The sequence below is a fragment of the Shimia sp. R11_0 genome, from assembly GCF_017744035.1.
Lineage (GTDB): Bacteria > Pseudomonadota > Alphaproteobacteria > Rhodobacterales > Rhodobacteraceae > Shimia > Shimia marina.
On the sequence record NZ_JAGHQY010000002.1, the window covers coordinates 465804 to 484387 of the forward strand.

At 50.6% G+C, this 18584-nt stretch carries 17 protein-coding genes; 12 read left to right on the plus strand and 5 right to left on the minus strand.

Going from position 1 to position 18584, the window contains the following annotated elements; translation table 11 throughout:
* Positions 1 to 26: 26 nt before the first annotated feature.
* Complete coding sequence (locus J7382_RS06740; protein ID WP_209068191.1) at positions 27 to 1217, minus strand: hypothetical protein; 1191 nt, start codon at positions 1215 to 1217, stop codon at positions 27 to 29.
* Between the two features lie 17 nt (positions 1218 to 1234).
* Positions 1235 to 1597 carry a hypothetical protein gene (locus J7382_RS06745; RefSeq protein ID WP_209068193.1) on the minus strand — a complete coding sequence of 121 codons (363 nt, stop codon included), beginning with the start codon at positions 1595 to 1597 and terminating at the stop codon, positions 1235 to 1237.
* 239 nt (positions 1598 to 1836) lie between these two features.
* Between J7382_RS06745 and J7382_RS06750 the strand changes: the two genes are divergently transcribed.
* Complete coding sequence (locus J7382_RS06750; protein ID WP_209068194.1) at positions 1837 to 2727, plus strand: hypothetical protein; 891 nt, start codon at positions 1837 to 1839, stop codon at positions 2725 to 2727.
* Here the strand turns inward: J7382_RS06750 and J7382_RS06755 are convergent.
* On the minus strand, positions 2712 to 3479 hold the full coding sequence (locus J7382_RS06755; protein WP_209068196.1) for a hypothetical protein: 768 nt from the start codon (positions 3477 to 3479) through the stop codon (positions 2712 to 2714). The two genes, J7382_RS06750 and J7382_RS06755, sit on opposite strands and share 16 nt — an antisense overlap.
* 247 nt (positions 3480 to 3726) lie before the next feature.
* On the opposite strand from J7382_RS06755, the gene J7382_RS06760 reads away from it, so the two are divergent.
* The 7 genes from J7382_RS06760 (at position 3727) to J7382_RS06790 (ending at position 11703) form a co-directional block, all read left to right on the plus strand.
* Positions 3727 to 4023, plus strand: coding sequence for a hypothetical protein (locus J7382_RS06760; protein WP_209068198.1), 297 nt, complete (start codon positions 3727 to 3729; stop codon positions 4021 to 4023).
* Positions 4011 to 5567 (plus strand): recombinase family protein, encoded by a 1557-nt coding sequence (locus tag J7382_RS06765; protein WP_209068200.1) that lies wholly within the window; start codon positions 4011 to 4013, stop codon positions 5565 to 5567. Before J7382_RS06760 ends, J7382_RS06765 begins: the two co-directional genes overlap by 13 nt.
* A 199-nt stretch (positions 5568 to 5766) precedes the next feature.
* Entirely contained in the window at positions 5767 to 6939 is a 1173-nt protein-coding gene (locus J7382_RS06770) for an integrase family protein (RefSeq protein WP_280638086.1), read from the plus strand.
* A complete protein-coding gene (locus J7382_RS06775) occupies positions 6936 to 7655 on the plus strand; it encodes a hypothetical protein (protein WP_209068204.1) in 720 nt (239 codons plus the stop codon). Before J7382_RS06770 ends, J7382_RS06775 begins: the two co-directional genes overlap by 4 nt.
* A 164-nt stretch (positions 7656 to 7819) precedes the next feature.
* Entirely contained in the window at positions 7820 to 8008 is a 189-nt protein-coding gene (locus J7382_RS06780) for an AlpA family phage regulatory protein (RefSeq protein WP_209068206.1), read from the plus strand.
* The gene (locus tag J7382_RS06785) at positions 8008 to 8874 is read left to right on the plus strand and encodes a hypothetical protein (RefSeq protein ID WP_209068208.1); all 867 of its coding nucleotides are present in this window, start codon (positions 8008 to 8010) and stop codon (positions 8872 to 8874) included. Before J7382_RS06780 ends, J7382_RS06785 begins: the two co-directional genes overlap by 1 nt.
* A 123-nt stretch (positions 8875 to 8997) precedes the next feature.
* Entirely contained in the window at positions 8998 to 11703 is a 2706-nt protein-coding gene (locus tag J7382_RS06790) for a DUF5906 domain-containing protein (protein WP_209068210.1), read from the plus strand.
* Between the two features lie 50 nt (positions 11704 to 11753).
* Here the strand turns inward: J7382_RS06790 and J7382_RS06795 are convergent, their stop codons facing one another.
* The gene (locus J7382_RS06795; protein WP_209068211.1) at positions 11754 to 12089 is read right to left on the minus strand and encodes a hypothetical protein; all 336 of its coding nucleotides are present in this window, start codon (positions 12087 to 12089) and stop codon (positions 11754 to 11756) included.
* Positions 12077 to 12715 (minus strand): hypothetical protein, encoded by a 639-nt coding sequence (locus J7382_RS06800; RefSeq protein WP_209068214.1) that lies wholly within the window; start codon positions 12713 to 12715, stop codon positions 12077 to 12079. Before J7382_RS06800 ends, J7382_RS06795 begins: the two co-directional genes overlap by 13 nt.
* 38 nt (positions 12716 to 12753) lie before the next feature.
* Between J7382_RS06800 and J7382_RS06805 the strand changes: the two genes are divergently transcribed.
* From J7382_RS06805 to J7382_RS06820, 4 genes are all read left to right on the plus strand, one after another.
* Positions 12754 to 13248, plus strand: coding sequence for a hypothetical protein (locus J7382_RS06805; RefSeq protein ID WP_209068216.1), 495 nt, complete (start codon positions 12754 to 12756; stop codon positions 13246 to 13248).
* Between the two features lie 354 nt (positions 13249 to 13602).
* The gene (locus J7382_RS06810) at positions 13603 to 16875 is read left to right on the plus strand and encodes a hypothetical protein (RefSeq protein WP_209068218.1); all 3273 of its coding nucleotides are present in this window, start codon (positions 13603 to 13605) and stop codon (positions 16873 to 16875) included.
* A complete protein-coding gene (locus J7382_RS06815; protein WP_209068220.1) occupies positions 16872 to 17333 on the plus strand; it encodes a hypothetical protein in 462 nt (153 codons plus the stop codon). Before J7382_RS06810 ends, J7382_RS06815 begins: the two co-directional genes overlap by 4 nt.
* Positions 17330 to 18547, plus strand: coding sequence for a hypothetical protein (locus J7382_RS06820; protein WP_209068222.1), 1218 nt, complete (start codon positions 17330 to 17332; stop codon positions 18545 to 18547). The genes J7382_RS06815 and J7382_RS06820 overlap by 4 nt, the downstream gene beginning before the upstream one ends.
* Positions 18548 to 18584 lie beyond the last annotated feature (37 nt).

Sequence of the window (18584 nt, forward strand, 5' to 3'; positions counted from 1 at the left end):
GAGAATTGCCAGATTTAACTGGCTGCTCACCGATTCACAAATTGTGATCCATCCCACTGAACGCGCGCTTTGGCTCCGCCATGCAGATACAGAGCTATGATAGGGGGGCTTGCGTTGCTGATGCTTTCAACGAGTGCGTCAGCCTCACCAGCAAACTTCAATAAATCACCTCTTCTGAGGAATATGTTTAGCGAGCAAACCTGTGCGCCGCAGTAAATACTTCTCTGAGGCTGTCCAGAACAGACAATACCATCATGGGACAAAATGAGATCGTCACGTCCATCAGCGTCCAAATCACGTACAAAAATGGCGTCGGACAGCATCTTTCCGGTACGACCATCGCAACCCTCTTCGATTGCCTGATCCCGCAACCATTCTGCGGCATTAGACAACTCTGGTGCTTGTGATTCCAATTCAGAAGTGCCACGATCGAAAAAACTACAAATTTCCGGGTCGCTGGTCTTGTAGACAAAAGGATTGCGAGAAATCACTTGGGTAGTCGCGTCCTGGCTAAATGCTATCACTGCATTGTTTGCTGCGAAACCTAACCCACCGTAAAGGTCTGCGAAGTAGTCAAGCGCATCGTCTTCGCTAACTGAGCAAGAACCCTGCGTTTCAGACTGCACCTGTTGTGAGTTTTCCTCTGATGGAATAGAGGCGATTCCAGCAATTTGTTCTTGATACAAACGATCGTAGTTGATGGCTTCTACAGCTAGATAGCGAAGCCTACCATCATCACTCCCTGACTGAACAAATCGTTGCATTAACAAGCGTCGCAGGTCTGCATTGTATTTCGCCAAACCACTCGGTGTGTAAAGATCATAATCTTGTGCAAATGCAGCGACGTCCACTCCTGCATCTAACAAAAGTTGTTCAAAGATTTTGTCGTCAATAACTTCTGGTGTTCCTCCACCAGGGGAAGGATATTCGGCAAAATAGCCAGTTGACGAAGGACTTAGAAAAAAATCTGAAATTGGGCTAAACTTCCCAGGTGTTCCAAGCTTCTTCAAAATTGGCTTTGCAGTTTCCAGAAGAGTCTTGTCACCAAGTTGTTCGAGCAAAAACAATCCAGATTCAGATGCAGCCTTTTTTCCAGCATCCGAATATAATTTTTCTATTGCCGCTTCGATTTCCACCTCCTTAGGATCAAGTGACTGAGCAACAGCCTGATTGAAGATAACTCCTAGAACGCCTGAAAGAATGGAAATTTTTCTCATTTCAGTCACCATCGACTTTACTTTTTACCGCCAGTCATCAAATTATTTTGCCTATCAAATAGATCGAAAACCAGGCGAGAGAGAAGCTTGGATCTATCCGCCTCTGAAAATGGTTCACCACTGAAGCTCTCCATTTCTGTAAGCATTTGATCGGCGTATTCCGCGATAAATTCGCTGCATTGCACCATTGCAATCGGAGTAGCTTGCTGACCGGGTGCGCCATCTAAAAAAACTTTGGTGGAATAAGAATCTACGCAATATTGCGCCTTCAGCATCTTATCGACCACGGCATCACTCTGCGCGCTTGCCGCACTAGTCGCAATGATGTTTGCTGAAACGAAAGAAATAGAAATCAGGTGTTTAACAATCTTTGGCAACATGGCCTTATGCTTTCACAACCATGGTATATTATCAATAGACTTCCGACCACCCAGCAGTGATTTTTAGGTTTTCAGTCATTGCTGGTCGCCAAACCTCGCGCGCCCTGGCGCCCCCAAACGAAGCTGTAACGTTCAGACCTCTATCAACTGAACGATGGTAAAGTACTGTTCGAAGGTCACTGACGGAGGCAAAACTGTTGCGGCACCATAACATAGAACACAGAGAACACTGGCAAGACATGACCGCTGCCATCTCTTCTGTGTATTCAATAGCTTCCGTGATAACCGAACTCGCCGATCTTTCGAACGATCACAGCGTTGCATCGGTCAAACGCCTCGGCAAAGAGTACATGATACGGATATCCGAGACTCTGGATGGTAAGCTCAGCGCTGTTTTTGATGGATTGTTCCGTGATCCCCTGTTGCTAGACTGGCTCCCCCTCTCCTCAGGTCATCGTGGTGCGTTGATCCGACTACTGACCAAAATCAGCCTGGATTTCGCATTCTACCACGAAATCGGTCATATCTTGGCCGGGCATGCAGACAAGTTGGGGGCTTCCAGTCTCGCTTTGGATGAACTTGAGTTCGTCAAACGCAAACGACCATCACTAGCTTCCAAGGTAACACGGCAAGTTTGGGAGTATGAGGCGGATGTAGTGGCCGCTGGTCATATCGCTATGGACGCTGCCCGACTGATCCGAGAACTACAAGCAGATGACGTATCAGCAAATCTACGAGAAATCTTCGGGCCACCTCAGATTGCGGTCGAACAAGTCAGCTCGCTGACCATCATCGCTTGTTACACCCTCTTCAGACACTTGAGAGAAACAGCCATAGAGCTGGACATGGAAAGTTACCACCCCGACCCGCTTGTGCGTGCATTTGTCGTGCGTGATGCTCTGTATTCTGCGCTATCGTCCGAGTTCACGATCAACGATGAGCTTTTCGAAATTCTGCTTGGCGCACGATTTGAAGAGTTCGACCACGCCCTTGAAGAGAATGATATTCGTGCAGGGTTCACCTTAGATGACCGTGGGATCGAGCACGTCAATGTCGAGATGTCCAAACTCGTTCAACATGCCAAATCCTATAGGATTCAGAACCCTGACATGGGCTATGTATCTTGGTGATTTCCGACAAACACCCGTACTGCATAGACCTCCAATCGGTCTAATTGATCTGGCAAGACATCAGCAGAAACTAGGTGGTTCAGGTTCGTAGAGGTGAGAACAACAAAGTGATGCATGCCCGTGTTTTCATCTTCTGAAAGCACATCCACATCACCACCAATGCTGAGGGGAATGTTCTGTTTCCCCGCATTGATGCGACCTATCAGATCTTCGCCATTCTCGGCTAACGGGAATGGATAGTACTTGCCCTGATAACCTTGGAACGCTGCGGCAAAGCCTGAGCTTGCAGCATCGAGTTCAAAATAGAACTCCTCCCCCAGCTTCACCGACACATCAGCTTTCGGCTTTTGCCTTCTCCGCTTCACGAGGTCCAAGCCTTGATCTGCAAAAATTACGCGCAACCTGCCTTTGTGAGCAGCCTTGTCAAAAAATGCCTCAACGTCGCGGATAAGTCGCTGCGGAAACAAGTCCGCATCCTGTTTTTGTGCAAAGTCATAGTGATGCTCAGCCAAATAGTCGTAGATCGTCTGGCATTTCTCCCGCGCCAGTTTGCCATTGCGAATATTGGCCAAATCACCCCATTCAGGATCGCCAGTGATGCCCAAGGCTTTGTTCAAGAACCGCTCAAGCGTCAAAGGCGTGGTCGAGGCAACGGATTTCGCAACCTTGTAAAGGGCTTTACGTTGCTCTGTTGTTGCCTGTGACCAGTTTATTGGCATGTCTGCAAAACCCCATGAATTCAATATCCACATTCATATGTACTCAAGCCTTGTTTTCCAACAGCGCAGAATACCCCCAATTACCCGCCCATTACCCGAGATAGCCATTGGTCTGCCATGCTAGTGACAGGTTAAGCGCTTAGGATCATTGACAAATTATCCTTGCGTGATCGCGGGAGCTGTGTTTATTTGTTCTATATGTGTTCTCACTGCGTGCCGAACAAACTGAGCAGTAAGAGACACAGATTTCCCCACTATTTATTTGACGAAAGGAGCGTGCATGACCTGTCCGCCAAAACACACTGATGCCTTGGCATCACCCCGCCCCAGCCTGAGCATCGACTGGGAACTCTATGCGGCAATGCTGGAAGACAGCGACATGCCGCTTGAGCAACAAAAAGAGCTTATCGAAACCCTCTGGTCCATTGTCGTGACCTTTGTTGATCTGGGGTTTGACCTAAACCCTGTCCAGCAAATCTGTGGAGAAGCAGAAGACCCTCGCCAAGAGGAGGTGCTGGATGTGGTATCCTTATTCAACGCCCATGCTGGCAGAAAGGAACAACAATGGCAGGAGTAACAAAACCAACCAAAGCAGTGATCTACACCCGTGTATCGGGTGCCAAACAGGTGCGCGAAGGTGATGGCCTCGCTTCACAGGAAAACCGTTGTCGGGAATATGCCACCTACAAAGACTATGATGTGGTTGAGGTCTTCTCTGATGACATGTCGGGCAAGTTTGAACGCCGTCCTGCGATGGATCGCATGCTGGCCTTCCTGCGTCTGCATCCCCAAAACAGCGTTGTGGTAATCATTGATGATATCAGTCGCTTTGCCCGCAATGTGCAGGCGCATATCAAGCTCAGAGAAACACTCTCAGAGGCTGGAGGACTTCTTGAAAGCCCCTCCATCGAATTTGGTGAAGACAGTGACTCACGCTTAGTGGAGCACATGCTGGCCTCTGTGGCGCAGCATCAGCGCGAGAAGAATGCAGAGCAAACCCACAACCGCATGAAGGGCCGCATGATGAACGGCTACTCGGTGTTCTCAGCCCCTATCGGTTACAGCTACAAAAAGACCAAAGGGCACGGCAAGATCTTGGTGCGCGATGAGCCAGTTGCCTCCATCATTCAGGAAGGATTGGAAGGCTATGCCTCTGGTCGTTTTGCATCACAGGTGGAGGTGAAGCGTTTCTTTGAGAGCCAGCCAGCCTTTCCCAAAGACTTGCCCAATGGGCAAATTCGCCAACAGAAAGTCAGCGATATTCTCAAGCGGGTTATTTACGCAGGATATGTAGAGCATGAACCTTGGGGCGTCACACGCCGCAAGGGACATCATGAGCCGATTATCTCGCTGTCAACCTATCAACAAATACAGGACCGCAAGAACACCCGCGCCATCGCGCCAGCAAAACAAAACATCCGCGAAGATTTCCCGCTGCGTGGTGCATTGAATTGTGCATGCTGTGATCAGCCTATGACTTCTTGCTGGTCACGTAGCGCCACAGGCAAGCGCTATCCTTACTACTGGTGCCAAGATCGCAATTGTGCGGAGTACCGTAAGAACATTCGCGCTGAGAAAGTGGATGAAGGGTTTGAGGCTTTGCTCAAACGCCTGACGCCCTCACAAAACCTGCTCAAGATTGTAACCTCAATGCTTTCTGATGCTTGGGATCAGCGTGCGGTTCAAACAAGCAGCGGCAAAGATCAGATAAGGCGCGACATCGCCAAGCTCGACAAGCAACAAGATTCTCTGTTGGAAAAGCTGGTTGAAGCCAACAATCCCAAAGTGGTGGCCGCCTATGAAACCAAGATTGCGACATTGGAAGATGAGAGGCTTTTACTGACCGACAAACTCGGCCAAAACAGTAAACCGAAGTATTCGAAGGCAGATATTTTCGAACTTTTGAGAGATTTCCTCTCAAACCCTTGGAAAATATGGGAGAGTGGCAATCTGACCTTACGCAAAAACGTGCTCAGAATGGCGTTCATAGAGCCATTAGCCTATAACCGTAAAAGCGGATTTCGAACTCCGCAAACGTCTGTAATCTTTGAGTTTTTAGCGGATTTCACATCAAAATGTGAAATGGTGCCCCCACACGGACTCGAACCGCGGACCTACTGATTACAAATCACAAATCCTAAGCATTGCATCCCGTTCCGAGGCGTTGTGACTAGTGTCACCTAGTGCGTTGATTATCTGTCTTTTTCCTTGTCTGACACATTGCAGCGCCTTACGATTCATTACGAGCAAAGACGTCGCATGATGTGTAATTTTGTCTGCTATATGTCTGATAGCAGATACCGGAGAGGATGGTGGCCTAATGTCCCGAGTGAGATTGACGGATCGGTCAGTGGCGGCCTTGAAGCCCAAGGAAAAACGTTACGATGTGTCCGATAGCCTGCGGGTGGGCCTACGGGTGCGGGTGGCACCAAGTGGTTTAAAAACTTGGGTTTTCGAAAAGCGCATCCGAGGTGGCCCACTTCGCAGCCACACACTCGGACGTTTTCCTGTTATCAGCCTGTCCGAAGCACGCGAAAAAGCATTGGGCCTTGAGAAAGAGGCCATGGAGGGAATTGACCGAAAGGCGGAGGCTGAAAAACGCAAATCTGTTTTGGAAGTCTTGGACGACTACGAACAGAAGCACTTGGTTCAGCTAAGAACAGGCAAAGAACGGCGACGGCAATTGGACAACGCCCTTGAGAAGCACTTTCGAAAGCCGATCTCTTCGCTCGAACGGCGTGAGCTACAAGCATTCATTGACGGCGTCGCAGACAGCGGAGCCAAAGTACTCGCCAACCGGTATAAGGCTGCTTTAAGCGCATTTACCGGCTTTGCTTGGCGCAGGGGTTACACCGAGCAGAACGTTGGCGCAGGGCTTTCTAACGCCACCCGTGAGCGCCCCCGAGACCGGGTGTTGTCGCTGAAGGAAGTTCGCGCAATCTACGAAGCTTCAGAGTTCCTGTCCCCACTGTGGAAACCTCTAATTCGCTTGCTGATCCTTACAGCCCAAAGGCGCAGTGACATTACCGGTTTACGGGAGGGGGAAGTCGACTTTGAAAAGCGTCGAATTGATCTACCCTCTGTTCGCACAAAGAATGGCAAACCGCACATAGTGCATTTATCCGATCCCGCGCTTCAAATTGTGTCGAGTATCGAACCCAACAACGGCCTCTATTTTAGCACCACTGGCAAAACGCCTGTGTCTGGTTTTTCGAAGGTGAAAAAGCAACTTGACTGTTTATTACCGGACGAAATGGAACCTTGGACGCTGCACGATCTACGGACCGCTTTTGCGACCACTATGGCTGAAACAGGAGCGTCAGAGGGGGTCGTCGACCGCATCCTAAACCACGCAGCCAGCGGATCAGCAGCCAGTGCCGTTGCACGGGTCTACAACCAGTCGCAGCAATTGAAGCCGCGCGCCGTCGTCCTCGACAATTGGGCCGCACTAGTGACACAGGATTCCGCAGACGTGGTGAGGATTGCTTCTTGATCCAGCCAAACGCCGAAACCGTGCGAGAGGCAGAACAAATGGTGCGGTCGCACCTCGCCAATCTAGCAGGACGAGATGCCGAAGCTCTAACGCCGCTGTCTGAGCGCCAACCATTTGGAGCGCACATCCACTTGAAGCGCGGCTCACCCGACGTTGACGCTCTGTTCACGGAGATTGGCTTTCCTTACGCCACTGACCGAGAACGAACCTTTCGTGCATTCATTGAAATGCCAGATTGGGAGCAAGAGAGATGCCTTACACAATTGGTTCAGCATTCGAAGAAACACGCGCAGTTTCACGACATGACAATGTGGCTCTATCACGAAGTTGCGCTGAGTGGCAGACTGACACAACCTTTCATGTCCGCCCTATTTCGTGAAGCAGTAGAGATGGATAGGCCCGATGAACCGCGCGGCTCGGAAGCTGGCCGGAATGCGCTTATCCTAAACCTAATTGAGGTTCTTACCTCCGAGTTTGAGTTGCCTGCAGTCGCCAACAGAGTGACAATCGATGAAAACACTCGGCGTGGCGTTTTGAACAATGACGCTTGCGGCATCGTCGTCCGGGTACTCAATGACGAGTTCCCTACTCTCTTCAACAAAATCCGCGGCTGTCAGCAGCCCGCATTAAACCTATCTCATGGTGGAGTGCGGAACGTTTGGGAGCGGTATCGCAAACTGTCTAGGCAAATGGCTAGAGATGCGTCGACCCTCTAACTCCCCCAAATGTGCCAGTGTTTGTTGAGGGCTCTCGAAAAGCACATTGCCGACGCTGCATACCTCCTAAACCTGTCCCTCATTTAACTTCATGCACTTGAGGAACGCACTGTAATCAAGCAGCCTTTATCGTTGTTTCATGCAATCAGCCGAGGGCTAAGGACATGACACAACACAAACTCTTGCGAGCGAAAGATGTGGCCGAAATGACTGGCCTATCTGTCTCGACTTTCTATGCACAAATTCGACGGGGCGCGTTTCCGAAACCGCTGAAGACGAGCGCCAACACGGTAGCGTGGCGACTGTCAGATATCGTCGGTTGGATAGATTCACTCGAAGAGGCCGCGCGGTGATGTCCAACATAACTTTACAAGTCCGCCAAGCTCTAACCGAAGAGAAACCCCACACCAGCAAGAGCATCGCGCAATTGATCGCAGGCGTCTTGGCCGAAGCGGAACGACTTACCGTCGCTGTAACGACGGACAAGCTTGTCATGAATGACATTGCAGCGACAGAAAGGGATCAAACAGCGGCCCAACAGCGCCTGGGTGTATCGGAAGTCTTACTCGAACGCCTTACCGCAGCAGTCCCGCGTTTGCGCGAACTGCAGTCCCAGATCACGTTGAGAGAGCGCGATGAGCGTCAGAAAACTCGCTATGATCGGTTGGTGAAGCGGCGCAGCGTTGTCGGCAAGCAATTGGCAGAGTTCCTTGATTGCCTGCCCGCGTTCGCTACCGCGCTACATGAGGCGGTTCAGCTTCGTGAGGAAGCTAGAGCATTCAATGAGCGCCCTACTCCGGGAACTCCAGTGAACCCAATGGACGACATGGTGAGCGACTACCTGTTCCTTGCGCCGCTTGTAACCGATGCCGTCTTGCAGAGAACTCGCCTAGTCGGTTCGGATGGCAAAATCCTATTCGCGCCAATCGATTCCGCTGTCCGCGCACCTCTTCCTAAAGTGACGCCTTCCACCGAGACAGATGGTTTGGCGGATTTGAAGGAACGTCTCAGATACGAGCGGGATATGCAGACGCATGTTGGCCAGCGTCTGCAGCACTTTCAGCACCAAGCTACAATTCGAGGAGTTAGCTTGGAGCACGTAGCTGCTTCGCAAGGCGTCGGTGAGGACCAACTGGAGCGATTTCAAAAAATCGCGGACGGTAAGATGGTCGAAGCCGCTGAGCACGCACTTTCAAGCGTGCAAAACCCGACCACCTGACAATACATCAGGCAGTCGAACCCAAAAATCCTTTCCGACAGAACGGCTTAACCTTCGGCGTGGTTTGAAATCAGACACATGCCGGACATTCCGCCAGTTTTGCCAAGTCTTAGAGGCAGCAGAATGGTCAGTCTTCCGGTTCCTTTCGATGCGTTGTCGGTCAGTCCAATTGACCCCACGGATCAAGAATTCGGTGTTGGGTCTGCGACTGCCGACCAGCTGGCAACCGGCCGCTACAAATTCGTTCCTTTGGAGATGCGAGCGGCCCGTTCTTGGATGGTAGCGCGGGGGAAGATCCCGCACCGCGTCATGCCGAACTCTCTTCAACGAGGAAAAGTTATCGTAACCGCATTGGCAAAGGGTCAAGGTCACAACAATCCTGAAATGCACTGCTCTTTCGAGCAGGCGATGCAAGCCATCAACGACGACTCATCCCTTGAGTTGGGTTTTGCGCTTGGAACTGGCAACGACTTTGCCTGTGTCGATTTAGACGACATTGGCAAGGTGGTTCCAGAATTTCAGGAAGCAGCAGCCGAGCAACAGCGGCTGATCCGCGAACGCTTTGTTGCGGCCACCTACAGCGAAATCTCGCGTTCTGGGAAGGGGTGGCACTTCATTGGCCGTTGCACCAATTCACCAACCACAAAGGCCAGCGCCAAGCATCCTGAGTACCACATTGACCTTCTGTTTCGCTCCTTCCTTGTCGTCACCGGAAATCACCACTCCGGAACGATGGAGGTTAGTGACATATCGTCAGAACTGCGATCACTTGTGCGCTGGATCAACGGGAGTGACAGCGAGGACAAGGCCTTCGATCTACCCACTGTGGGTGCGATCACTCCCGCCAATTGTGATGAAAACACTTTACGCGCTCGCCTAGGCGGCAATTGGAAGCATGGGGAGGCTTATCGCGACGGTCGCTTGGCGCATGACTGGTCACTAGCGTTTTCGGCGATTCTGAACTCCGCAGCCGAAATCACCACGGATGCCGAAATGGTCCGGCGCGTCGTCGAGCAAAGCGGGTTGGTCCAACTGGCAGAGGACAAGGGCAACGAAACCCGCCTCGCCAAATTCAATCGGCTTTGGTCAGTGGAATGGCACAAGGCCCTAGAGCGAACTGAACTGACGCGGCGGGCCAATCAGACAGCGTTAGCGGCAACTAAGCCTTTGGTTCTGGATGATCTTTGGAACCAAAGCGCATACGTGCAGTTCGTGGTTCAAGAACGGGCGACACTAATGATTACGGAAGGGTTGATTGGTGGCGCGACGGCTGAAGAAATTGCTCCGTTGTTCAGGTATTTGCGCCCTGAAAAGAGAAACCGCCTGCAGGACGAGTTGCGCCGGGTGGACGAAGTGTTCGCACAGACCATTTCAGATGCTGCATTGCTGGCCCTTTCCGATACAGATACCGAGGTTGCCGACCTAAACTCATTTATCAATCAAGCGGTCGCGGACGAAGCAAAAATCGACCGGAAGCAAAGATTTAAGCAGTACAATCAACAGTTTTACATTGTCGAAAACTACGGCGGCACGGCCAAGGTGTTCCGAGATGAGTTTCATCCCGTTTCAGGTACACAGGTCTATTGGTCCATAAACGCATTTTGCGAAGCCAAGAACAGCGACAAAATCCTGAACGGCTGGGAACTGACCAAGAACGAAAAAGTACCTCGGCTGGGTTCTGCCGCGCGTTCGTGGGTGCAGTCGGACAAGTCGCGCCGGTATGTCTCACAGGAACTGCGTTTCGAGACGACTCAGCGCGAAATCACTGTGGCCACCGGCAAGGTTCTGAACTTATTTCAGGGTTGGTCCATAGCGCCTATCGAAGGCGATTGGTCGAACATCCGCTATCTGGCTCATGACATTCTATGTTCCGGCTTTGAGCAGGCTTCGGAATACTTGCTGAACTACGTAGCGCATATGGTCCAAAGACCACAGCAACTACCCGGCACAGCCGTCATCTTGCAGAGTGAGGAACAGGGAACGGGTAAATCCACGTTTCTCAGTCTCCTACGTCAGATGCTCGGGGCAAGGTACTGCTCGGTAACTTCCGATGCCAATACCCTTGTCGGACAGTTCAACGTCTCAGCCATGAACAAGGTTCTGCTCCACTTTGAGGAAGCCATCGCTCCGAACGACCGGGGTGCAGAAAGCCGGATCAAGGCGCTCATCACCAACGAGACACTGACGTATAACGCAAAGGGGATCGCGGCAATCGAGGCTCGCAACTTCGCCCGGGTATTCCTGACATCCAACGCCCGACAGGTTGCCCACCTTTCTCGCTTCGACCGCCGCTGGTTCGTTCTGAATGTATCAGCTAGGCATGCCAACGATACGCGCTTCTGGGAACGGGCACAGAGCGCGTATGCTGGGGAAATCGCAGCCTTCATGCATGCGATGCGAACGCGCGACATATCCGGGTTTCGGCCGGGCGAGATCCCTCAAACTTCGGCGAAAGATACACAAAAGATGGAGTCGGTTGTTGGTACAGACCTCGTTTTGCGGGATCTTCTTGAGGCGGGGCGCCTACCTCCATGTTCGCAAAATGTCGGAGGTGTCTGGGAAGTTCGAGTATCGGCATTGACCGAGTATTTCAAAGAACATGGGATACGCGTTGGGTACAGGCACCCGCAGCCGGGGAGAGTACTAAAACCGGTTGCGCTCGGGCCTGCCAGTACTCGCCGTCTAAGCTCAGGCGGCCACGCATCAAGGTCGCAACGCGTCATATCCCTTCCGCCCTTGCAGGTCGCTCGACAGCAATTTCTCGACTACCTGAACATTGCGGCGAACGATTGGGGAGACACCGGCGATACAGATTGGGTGCTGGATTAAGCCCCCCTATAGGTGGGGGGGCGGGGGCAGTCTGTCTCGGGCGTCTCAATTTACACTTGAGGGGAAAAATCCGAAGAAGATTGGGCCGGTTCAAACCCGTTCTCGAAAACTAGTGCTTCCTCGGTTGCCAATGAAAGAGCCTCCGAAACCGCGCCAAGCACGATTTGCAAGTGCCCAACGGTCACCGGTTGAGGCAGGTCTCTGCACATCCGAAGCACGGCGTTTACGCGATGCGAAAACTCTCCGGCAACAACCCAATCCCCTGATTTTCGCAGCACAAACACACGCGCCTCTATCGGCGTTCGCCAGCTTTCAAACATCCGCCGTGCAGCCACAGTCATTCGGGGCTCGTTCGCATCAAAATCCAACTTGATCAACTCATCCATGTCGGGTTCCTGTCATAGATACCAAGGTGCTCAATCATGGTGTAGCCACCGCTTGGACTGTGGAAATTGGTCACGCGCTTCGAATGAATGAGTTGGTTTGTGCCGATGAATCCCGCTACAGCGGTGCGCAAAGCGGCCTTGAGGTGTTCGTCAGAGCCGTCCGCACCCATTTCCTTGCGGACCTGCTTGAACGCTGCGTTGACCACTGTGGACACCTTCACAGCCTTCTTCTGCGCCATCAGAGCATCAAAAGCGTGACAAGCATAATAGTCCGTAGGAACAGCCGCCCAGTAGTCGACAGTCTGCATCGAAGCGCCCAAATCCGGTGTCCACAGGTAGTGGTGAAACTTAGGTCCCTTTTCTCGCCCATCAAAAACGTAGATCAACGCGTGGTCCAAACCGTGGTCATTTGGATGCGCTGAGCAGTATCGGCGCATGGCTGCTATTGCGTCCAGAAAATCCACAGCCGAATAGAACATCTCACCATGAAGCAAATTGGACTGCGGCATCCCTGGGACCTGTGCCGGACCATACCATTGGATACCCCCGAACATGACCCGCATGCGCTCAGCGTGTTCAAGAAGCGTTTTGAACTGGGTTTCATCTACAGGGACGTGATCGAGCATTTCCGCCTACCTTTCAATAATCAATTTATCACCATATCATGTTGTTTAAAAACGGTATTTTGGGAAACTACACGACCAAAGAGATTGTTCTGACTGCTGCACATCCGTATTATGGAGACGCAATGAAAAGGCTGTGCGTCATGGACGAGGAAAGCGAAGAACGGATCATTCAAGCCCTGACTCTCAGGGCGCAAGGCGGGGACTCTGATGCCGCCCGTATCCTTTTTAACGAGAAGGCAAAACGGGTGCGCCCGGTGCGCTTTCGCGAATGCCAAACGCTCGAAGAACTCAAGCTTGAATTTGAAAACTACATGGGTATGCCGGACATCACCCGCGCTGAGTCAGAGCACGCCACCAAAGCTTTCGACAGGCTATTCAAGCTAATCACGACCCGCGACGAGCAGAAACACCGCCTTGAAAACGATCTGGCGCTCGGTGCGGGGCTGATCTTCGTGCCACTGACTGACACTGCTCAGTGGGAAGCGCTGGCAGAGCAGTCACAGAGGGATTTAAAGGCATTTGCTCGGAACTGAGGCGTCTTTCAGGCGAGCAAATGTTTCGTGACTAGTTTACCTCGAACATTGTGAATTTAAAAAATCATTACGGGTGTCAATGCAGCACAGTTTCGACTACGAACAACAGGTGATATCCTAAATTTGGCTGCAGGAATCCGCCCCTACACCGCGCAGCGTGGCCATCTGTCGTGGAGAAGGAAGCTTCGTCAGCCTGGCCTTGTCGGACAACAAAAACGAAATCGCCTTGAAACAGTTGAAAGTTGAACCGAAATCTGCTGAATACAACCCATGGCGAAGGCAACGAATTCTGATGAGGTCCGAATTATAGGTCGTGCCTCGTTGAAGATTTGACGAAAAGTTAGGGATTTAGACATGCCTCGCAAAAAGAAGACAGCTGGCTCGCGGCAAACAGATCTCAAGAACATTGTTAGAGGTTCAACGGGAGCGTCATTTTCAATCGAGGCTCTCAAATACTCCCTAAACATAGATGAAATCAGAAGCTTATCTTCTTGGCTTAGAAGAACGCATAGCCTTTCGCCTTACTTCAGACATCTCCTCCCAAGGAAACCGTCAAGAATTGGCGGATTGACGCTTGGTAGCACACAAGGTGTAAGTGAAGAACTCCTGTGGGCGCTGGGTATCCTCGAAGCAGAACAACCTTCTCTGAAAGAGTACATCAATTGTCGTCGTCGTCTAGATAGTACCTTTGAAGACGGAGACTACGAAAAAGCGATTACGCAACTAAAATCGATCGTCAAAGCTGCAGGTTGGTCTCACCATGCACTGGGCACAATGTGCTATCTCATTGGACAAACCCAGGGCTTAGAAGCTCAAAAAGATTGGATTGAGGAACAAGTTTTTTCGCAGACTATTTCCCCAGTAGTGTTTTTTGCCTACTGGCTTGGAGTCAGAACCGAGCCTGGCGCAGAAGCCGGCGTGTATGAAAACTCTCTCAACACCTACATTAAAGGCATTGGTAACGCCGAAGAAGAAATATTCTTGCAGCATGTTTTGCTCGGAAAGGCTGCTCCCCCTGACTTAGAAGCGACACTAATTCGGCAACTGCACAACCAGTCATTGGTGGACCTATATGAAGGGTTAGTCGTTCAGGCGATGGCTGCCGCGTCTGACTTCAGAGGTACGTCGGCAATTTACTTCGCAAACTTTCTTCCACTAATGCAGGAGATGGGCGACTCACGTGCTCTAAGAATAGCAGCTGCGATGGGGGATCGAGAGGCCTTTGAAGCAATTCGCGCGGATACAGACACTTGGTCGCCGTCGCAGGAAATTAACTTCGCACGAGGATTGTCAATCGCACCTTCTCAACCAGCCCCTGAGAGATTTAGCAGCTTGGTTCGTTCAATCGGTAACATTGGTGGCAATGAAAGAGAACTTAGGGCGTCGCTTGGTCAACATACCTATGCGTCATTGTGGACAAGGCTAGGCCAATTTTCTGGAACGGCACATAGATTAAGGTTGGCAACCACTATCGAAGAGGCGTTGCTGCAGTACCGGTTTCGTTTCTTACATGATGAAGGGATAGATGCATTCCTCTTCGGTGTGTTGCATCCAGCGCTTGTTTCAGAACGCCTCAACGAATGGCCGTCGCGGGACAATCCCGAAAATGACGTAATGTTTGAACTCGGGAAAGCCTTGGTGGATCGTGATTTTTTTGCGATCAGAGAAAAATGTACAGCTATAAGACAACTAGGTAGTTTCGAAGATGCTGAACTTTTGCGAATCGAGATTATTACATACCTGGAAGAGGGCAGTTACTTACCGCTGATCAAGCGGCTACATCCTCTTATTTCGGCTTCAGATGAAGTAATCCCGTTGCTTCCATACTCAAAAATTGCGGATTGCTTCAATGACAATGTAATTTCAGAGCTTGGGAAGCATCCTGAAACCGCAGCACTACTTGCTCGGATTGTGCCCTTTACGGGCGAGCAGACAAGGTCTCAATTGATCTTTGCGATCGAAGAATTCTTGACGACCGTTGGATGTGACCGGGCTTCCCAGCTCTCTGCAGATGTCTTTCGATCGTATCCCGCCGCAAAGGATTTGGTGCTGTTAGGTTGCCAGATGGAAACACTGGCGCTCTCTCTTAACTTCGCCGATGGAAAGGAAATGCAAGAAGAACGCATTCTCCAGCTTCAGATCTTGGGAAGCATCGACGAGGATTTGAAAGAGCGATGCAACTCCGAGGTTGAGAAGATAGTTCGGTCACAAGAAATAACAAACGCGATCGACAAGCTAAAAACAGGAAAAATCGATTGTGACGAGGACAAAATCCTCGGTTGGGCACGAGAGAGCCTAAAGGGAAAATTTGATAGATTTAGGTCGTTTGTCGATGCTGGTATTTTGCCGACGACACCGGGTTTGGCAAAGGAATTGCTTGTGGCCATCCGTGAGGGAGCGACTTCTAGCCCTGTATTCGAAGTCCCATCCAACGAAGCCACAGCGATAGTACAGGAAATAGTCAACGAACTGATCGCAGCCTATAGTTTTGATCCTGTATATGGATTGAACAGCTATCTTAGCCTTCGCGTTCGGCACGGAACCATTTCCGGACAATTACGCCGCTCGTGGACAGAGGAACGCTTGCTGACCACAGCTGACAGCAACGGTCAGGGATATGAGTTCAACGAACACTGGTTTGAAATTCTTCGGGACAAAATAGCCGTCGACCAAGCCGCATTAGTTGCCGAGGCTTTAGCTGAGTTTTCAAGAGAGTTCGACCTTGCTATTGCCATGCTCACCGACGAGAAAATTCAAATTTTGAGCAAAACAAAGCCCGAGGGTGTAGTTTCAACCGGGTTTGCAGATGTGATAAAACTCAGCTTCTACGACGAAGCTGTTGGTCTAGATGATTTTGAAGACTTCCTTGGAGCTTTTTCTTCATTGTTTTGGTCAAACCTTGAAAATACGCTTGAAGGCACGCGAAAATACCTCAGCACATCATTTCGGGATCAACTAAACGAACTGTTCGACCGGGTTGAACAGAAAATTTCCGCCATTACCTCCGCCACGCGGACACCTCCGCTGTCAGATGCAATTGTTCGCGCCCGATTGTCTACAAACCAATCAATCGATGAAATGCTGGAGTGGTTCCGAGGGTCTAGGCCTGTTGATTCAGACCCGTTTCCGGTACAGGATCTTGCTCAAATTAGCTTAGAAATCGTAAAGCGATTGAACCCAGGGTTTGACCCTGATCTTGAGATCTCCGGTGAAACAGATTTCGTAGCTGTTTCAGCACTCTTCACCTTCACGGATGTGTTTTTTGTCTTGTTTGACAACGCTCAAAAACACTCAGGTTATCTACGACCATCGATCTCAATAAATGTCGAGACTGACGAAGATGAGTTACTTAGGATAGTTGTGTGCAGTGACTGTAAGGACGTTTCTCGAGCGCGTAGTGACGTTGCTAAGGCAAACGAAATGATCTGCTCAGGGGAGTACACACGGGGGTTGTCCGCCGAGGGTGGAACAGGTCTAGCAAAGCTAGCCAAAATAGTTGAGAACTCTAAATCAAAGCGTCCTCTCAGCGTATCTGTGGATGAGGAAGCCAGCCAGTTTGTTGTCGCCATGGAGTTTTCATTCGTCAATCTCGGCGACAAAAGAGCAGTAGGAGAAATCGTCGAATGAAGGTGCTCCTTGTAGAAGATGATGAGAACAAAAAATCAAGAATACTTGAGTTTTATGCAACGCGCTTCCCTGGGGACATTCTCTTGCACGCGGACTCCATGGTTAGCGGTTTACGCGCAGCGCGCGAAGAAATGCCAGACTTTGTAATCCTTGACATGACACTCCCGAATTATCCGATTTCTTCTGGTCAAGGCTACAACCCAATGAGACCCTTTGGCGGAAGGGACTTCCTTAGACAGTTAAGGCGCCTAAACGTTGGGTCAAAAGCTGTTGTGTTAACTCAGTTTGAAACTTTCGGGGCGCCGCCGGAGCAAGTCGATTTAGAAAGCTTGGACAGTGAGCTGCGTAGTAGTTTCCCCGACCTGTTTATTGGATCGATTTATTATCACGCTTCAAAATCGTCCTGGCAGTCAGAGCTAGCCGATACACGAGAACACTTGGAAGGAAAAAGCCAATGAAGGTCCTGATTGTGGACGATGTTCAGACGAAGATCAGAGAGATACTTAAAGTACTTTCTGCTGCGGGCATCCACGAAGAATGGGTCGACACGGCGGGCAGCGTCGTGGGAGCGGCGAAACTTCTAAAAGAGAATGACTACGGATTACTAGTAATTGATCTCGTGTTGCCTTTGCGCCTCTCTGAAGAGCCTGACAAGTCCGGCGGAACCAGACTGCTCAATGAAATCGTTCGAAATTCATCGCTTAAGCGGCCTGAACACATTGTAGGACTGACTGTAAGCGATGAAGCTCTTCAAGAAGCTCAACCAGAGTTTAGTCGAGGCTTGTGGTCGATCGTGAGATACGGAACGGACGTAAGTGAGTGGCGAGAGGCCCTAGTAGAAAAAGCTCGATACCTGCTCGCTAGAGAGAGCTTTGAGCAAGAGGAAGTAGCGCGGGACACTGATGTTTTGTTTGTCTGTGCACTGGCTCGGCCTGAGTTAAGCCAGCTAAAGGTTGCCCTGGGAAACAACTTCGAGGAAGTTTCTGTTAATGGGGACCACACTAGGTACTTCAGAACTTCGATTTCGACACAGCCAAAAGATATTTCCGTTACTGTCTGTTCAGCGCCCTCAATGGGGCTTACCGCCGCCGCTTCTTTGACGACGAAAGCTTGCATGCACTTCAAACCAAAAATAGTTGTGATGACAGGCATTTGCGCCGGGAAGAAGGGGGAAGTGGCACTTGGGCAGTGTATCGTCGCGTCGACTTCGTGGGACTATGGAAGCGGAAAATTCATTGGTTCTGCGGAAGGAGTGCAATTCAAGGCGAACCCTTACCAACTGGCTATTGAGCCAGCCGCTCAGTCGGCCGCAGAAGCTGTCCTGAGCGATCAATCCTTTTTGGATAGCCTCCACGATAGTTTCCAAGGGAATAAGCCTAAGCAACGTCTTGAAGGTATTCTCGCCCCTTTGGCAAGTGGAGCGGCAGTACAAGCAAATAGCGAGTTCTTTGAAAGTGTCGCGCAAAAACAAGTCCGAAAAGTGGCGGGAATTGACATGGAAGCCTTTGCAGTTTCATGGTCCGCAAGAGAAGCAAATGAACCCAAACCAATTTGCATTATTGCAAAGAGCGTCGCAGATTTTGCGGATGAAGAAAAATCGGACGATTTTCAAGACTATTGCTCTTTCACGAGTGGTTCGATTGGGTTCGAAATCGCAAAGCGCCTGATATGATTTGGATGCATGATCGTTTTGCGAAGCGCGCGATGTG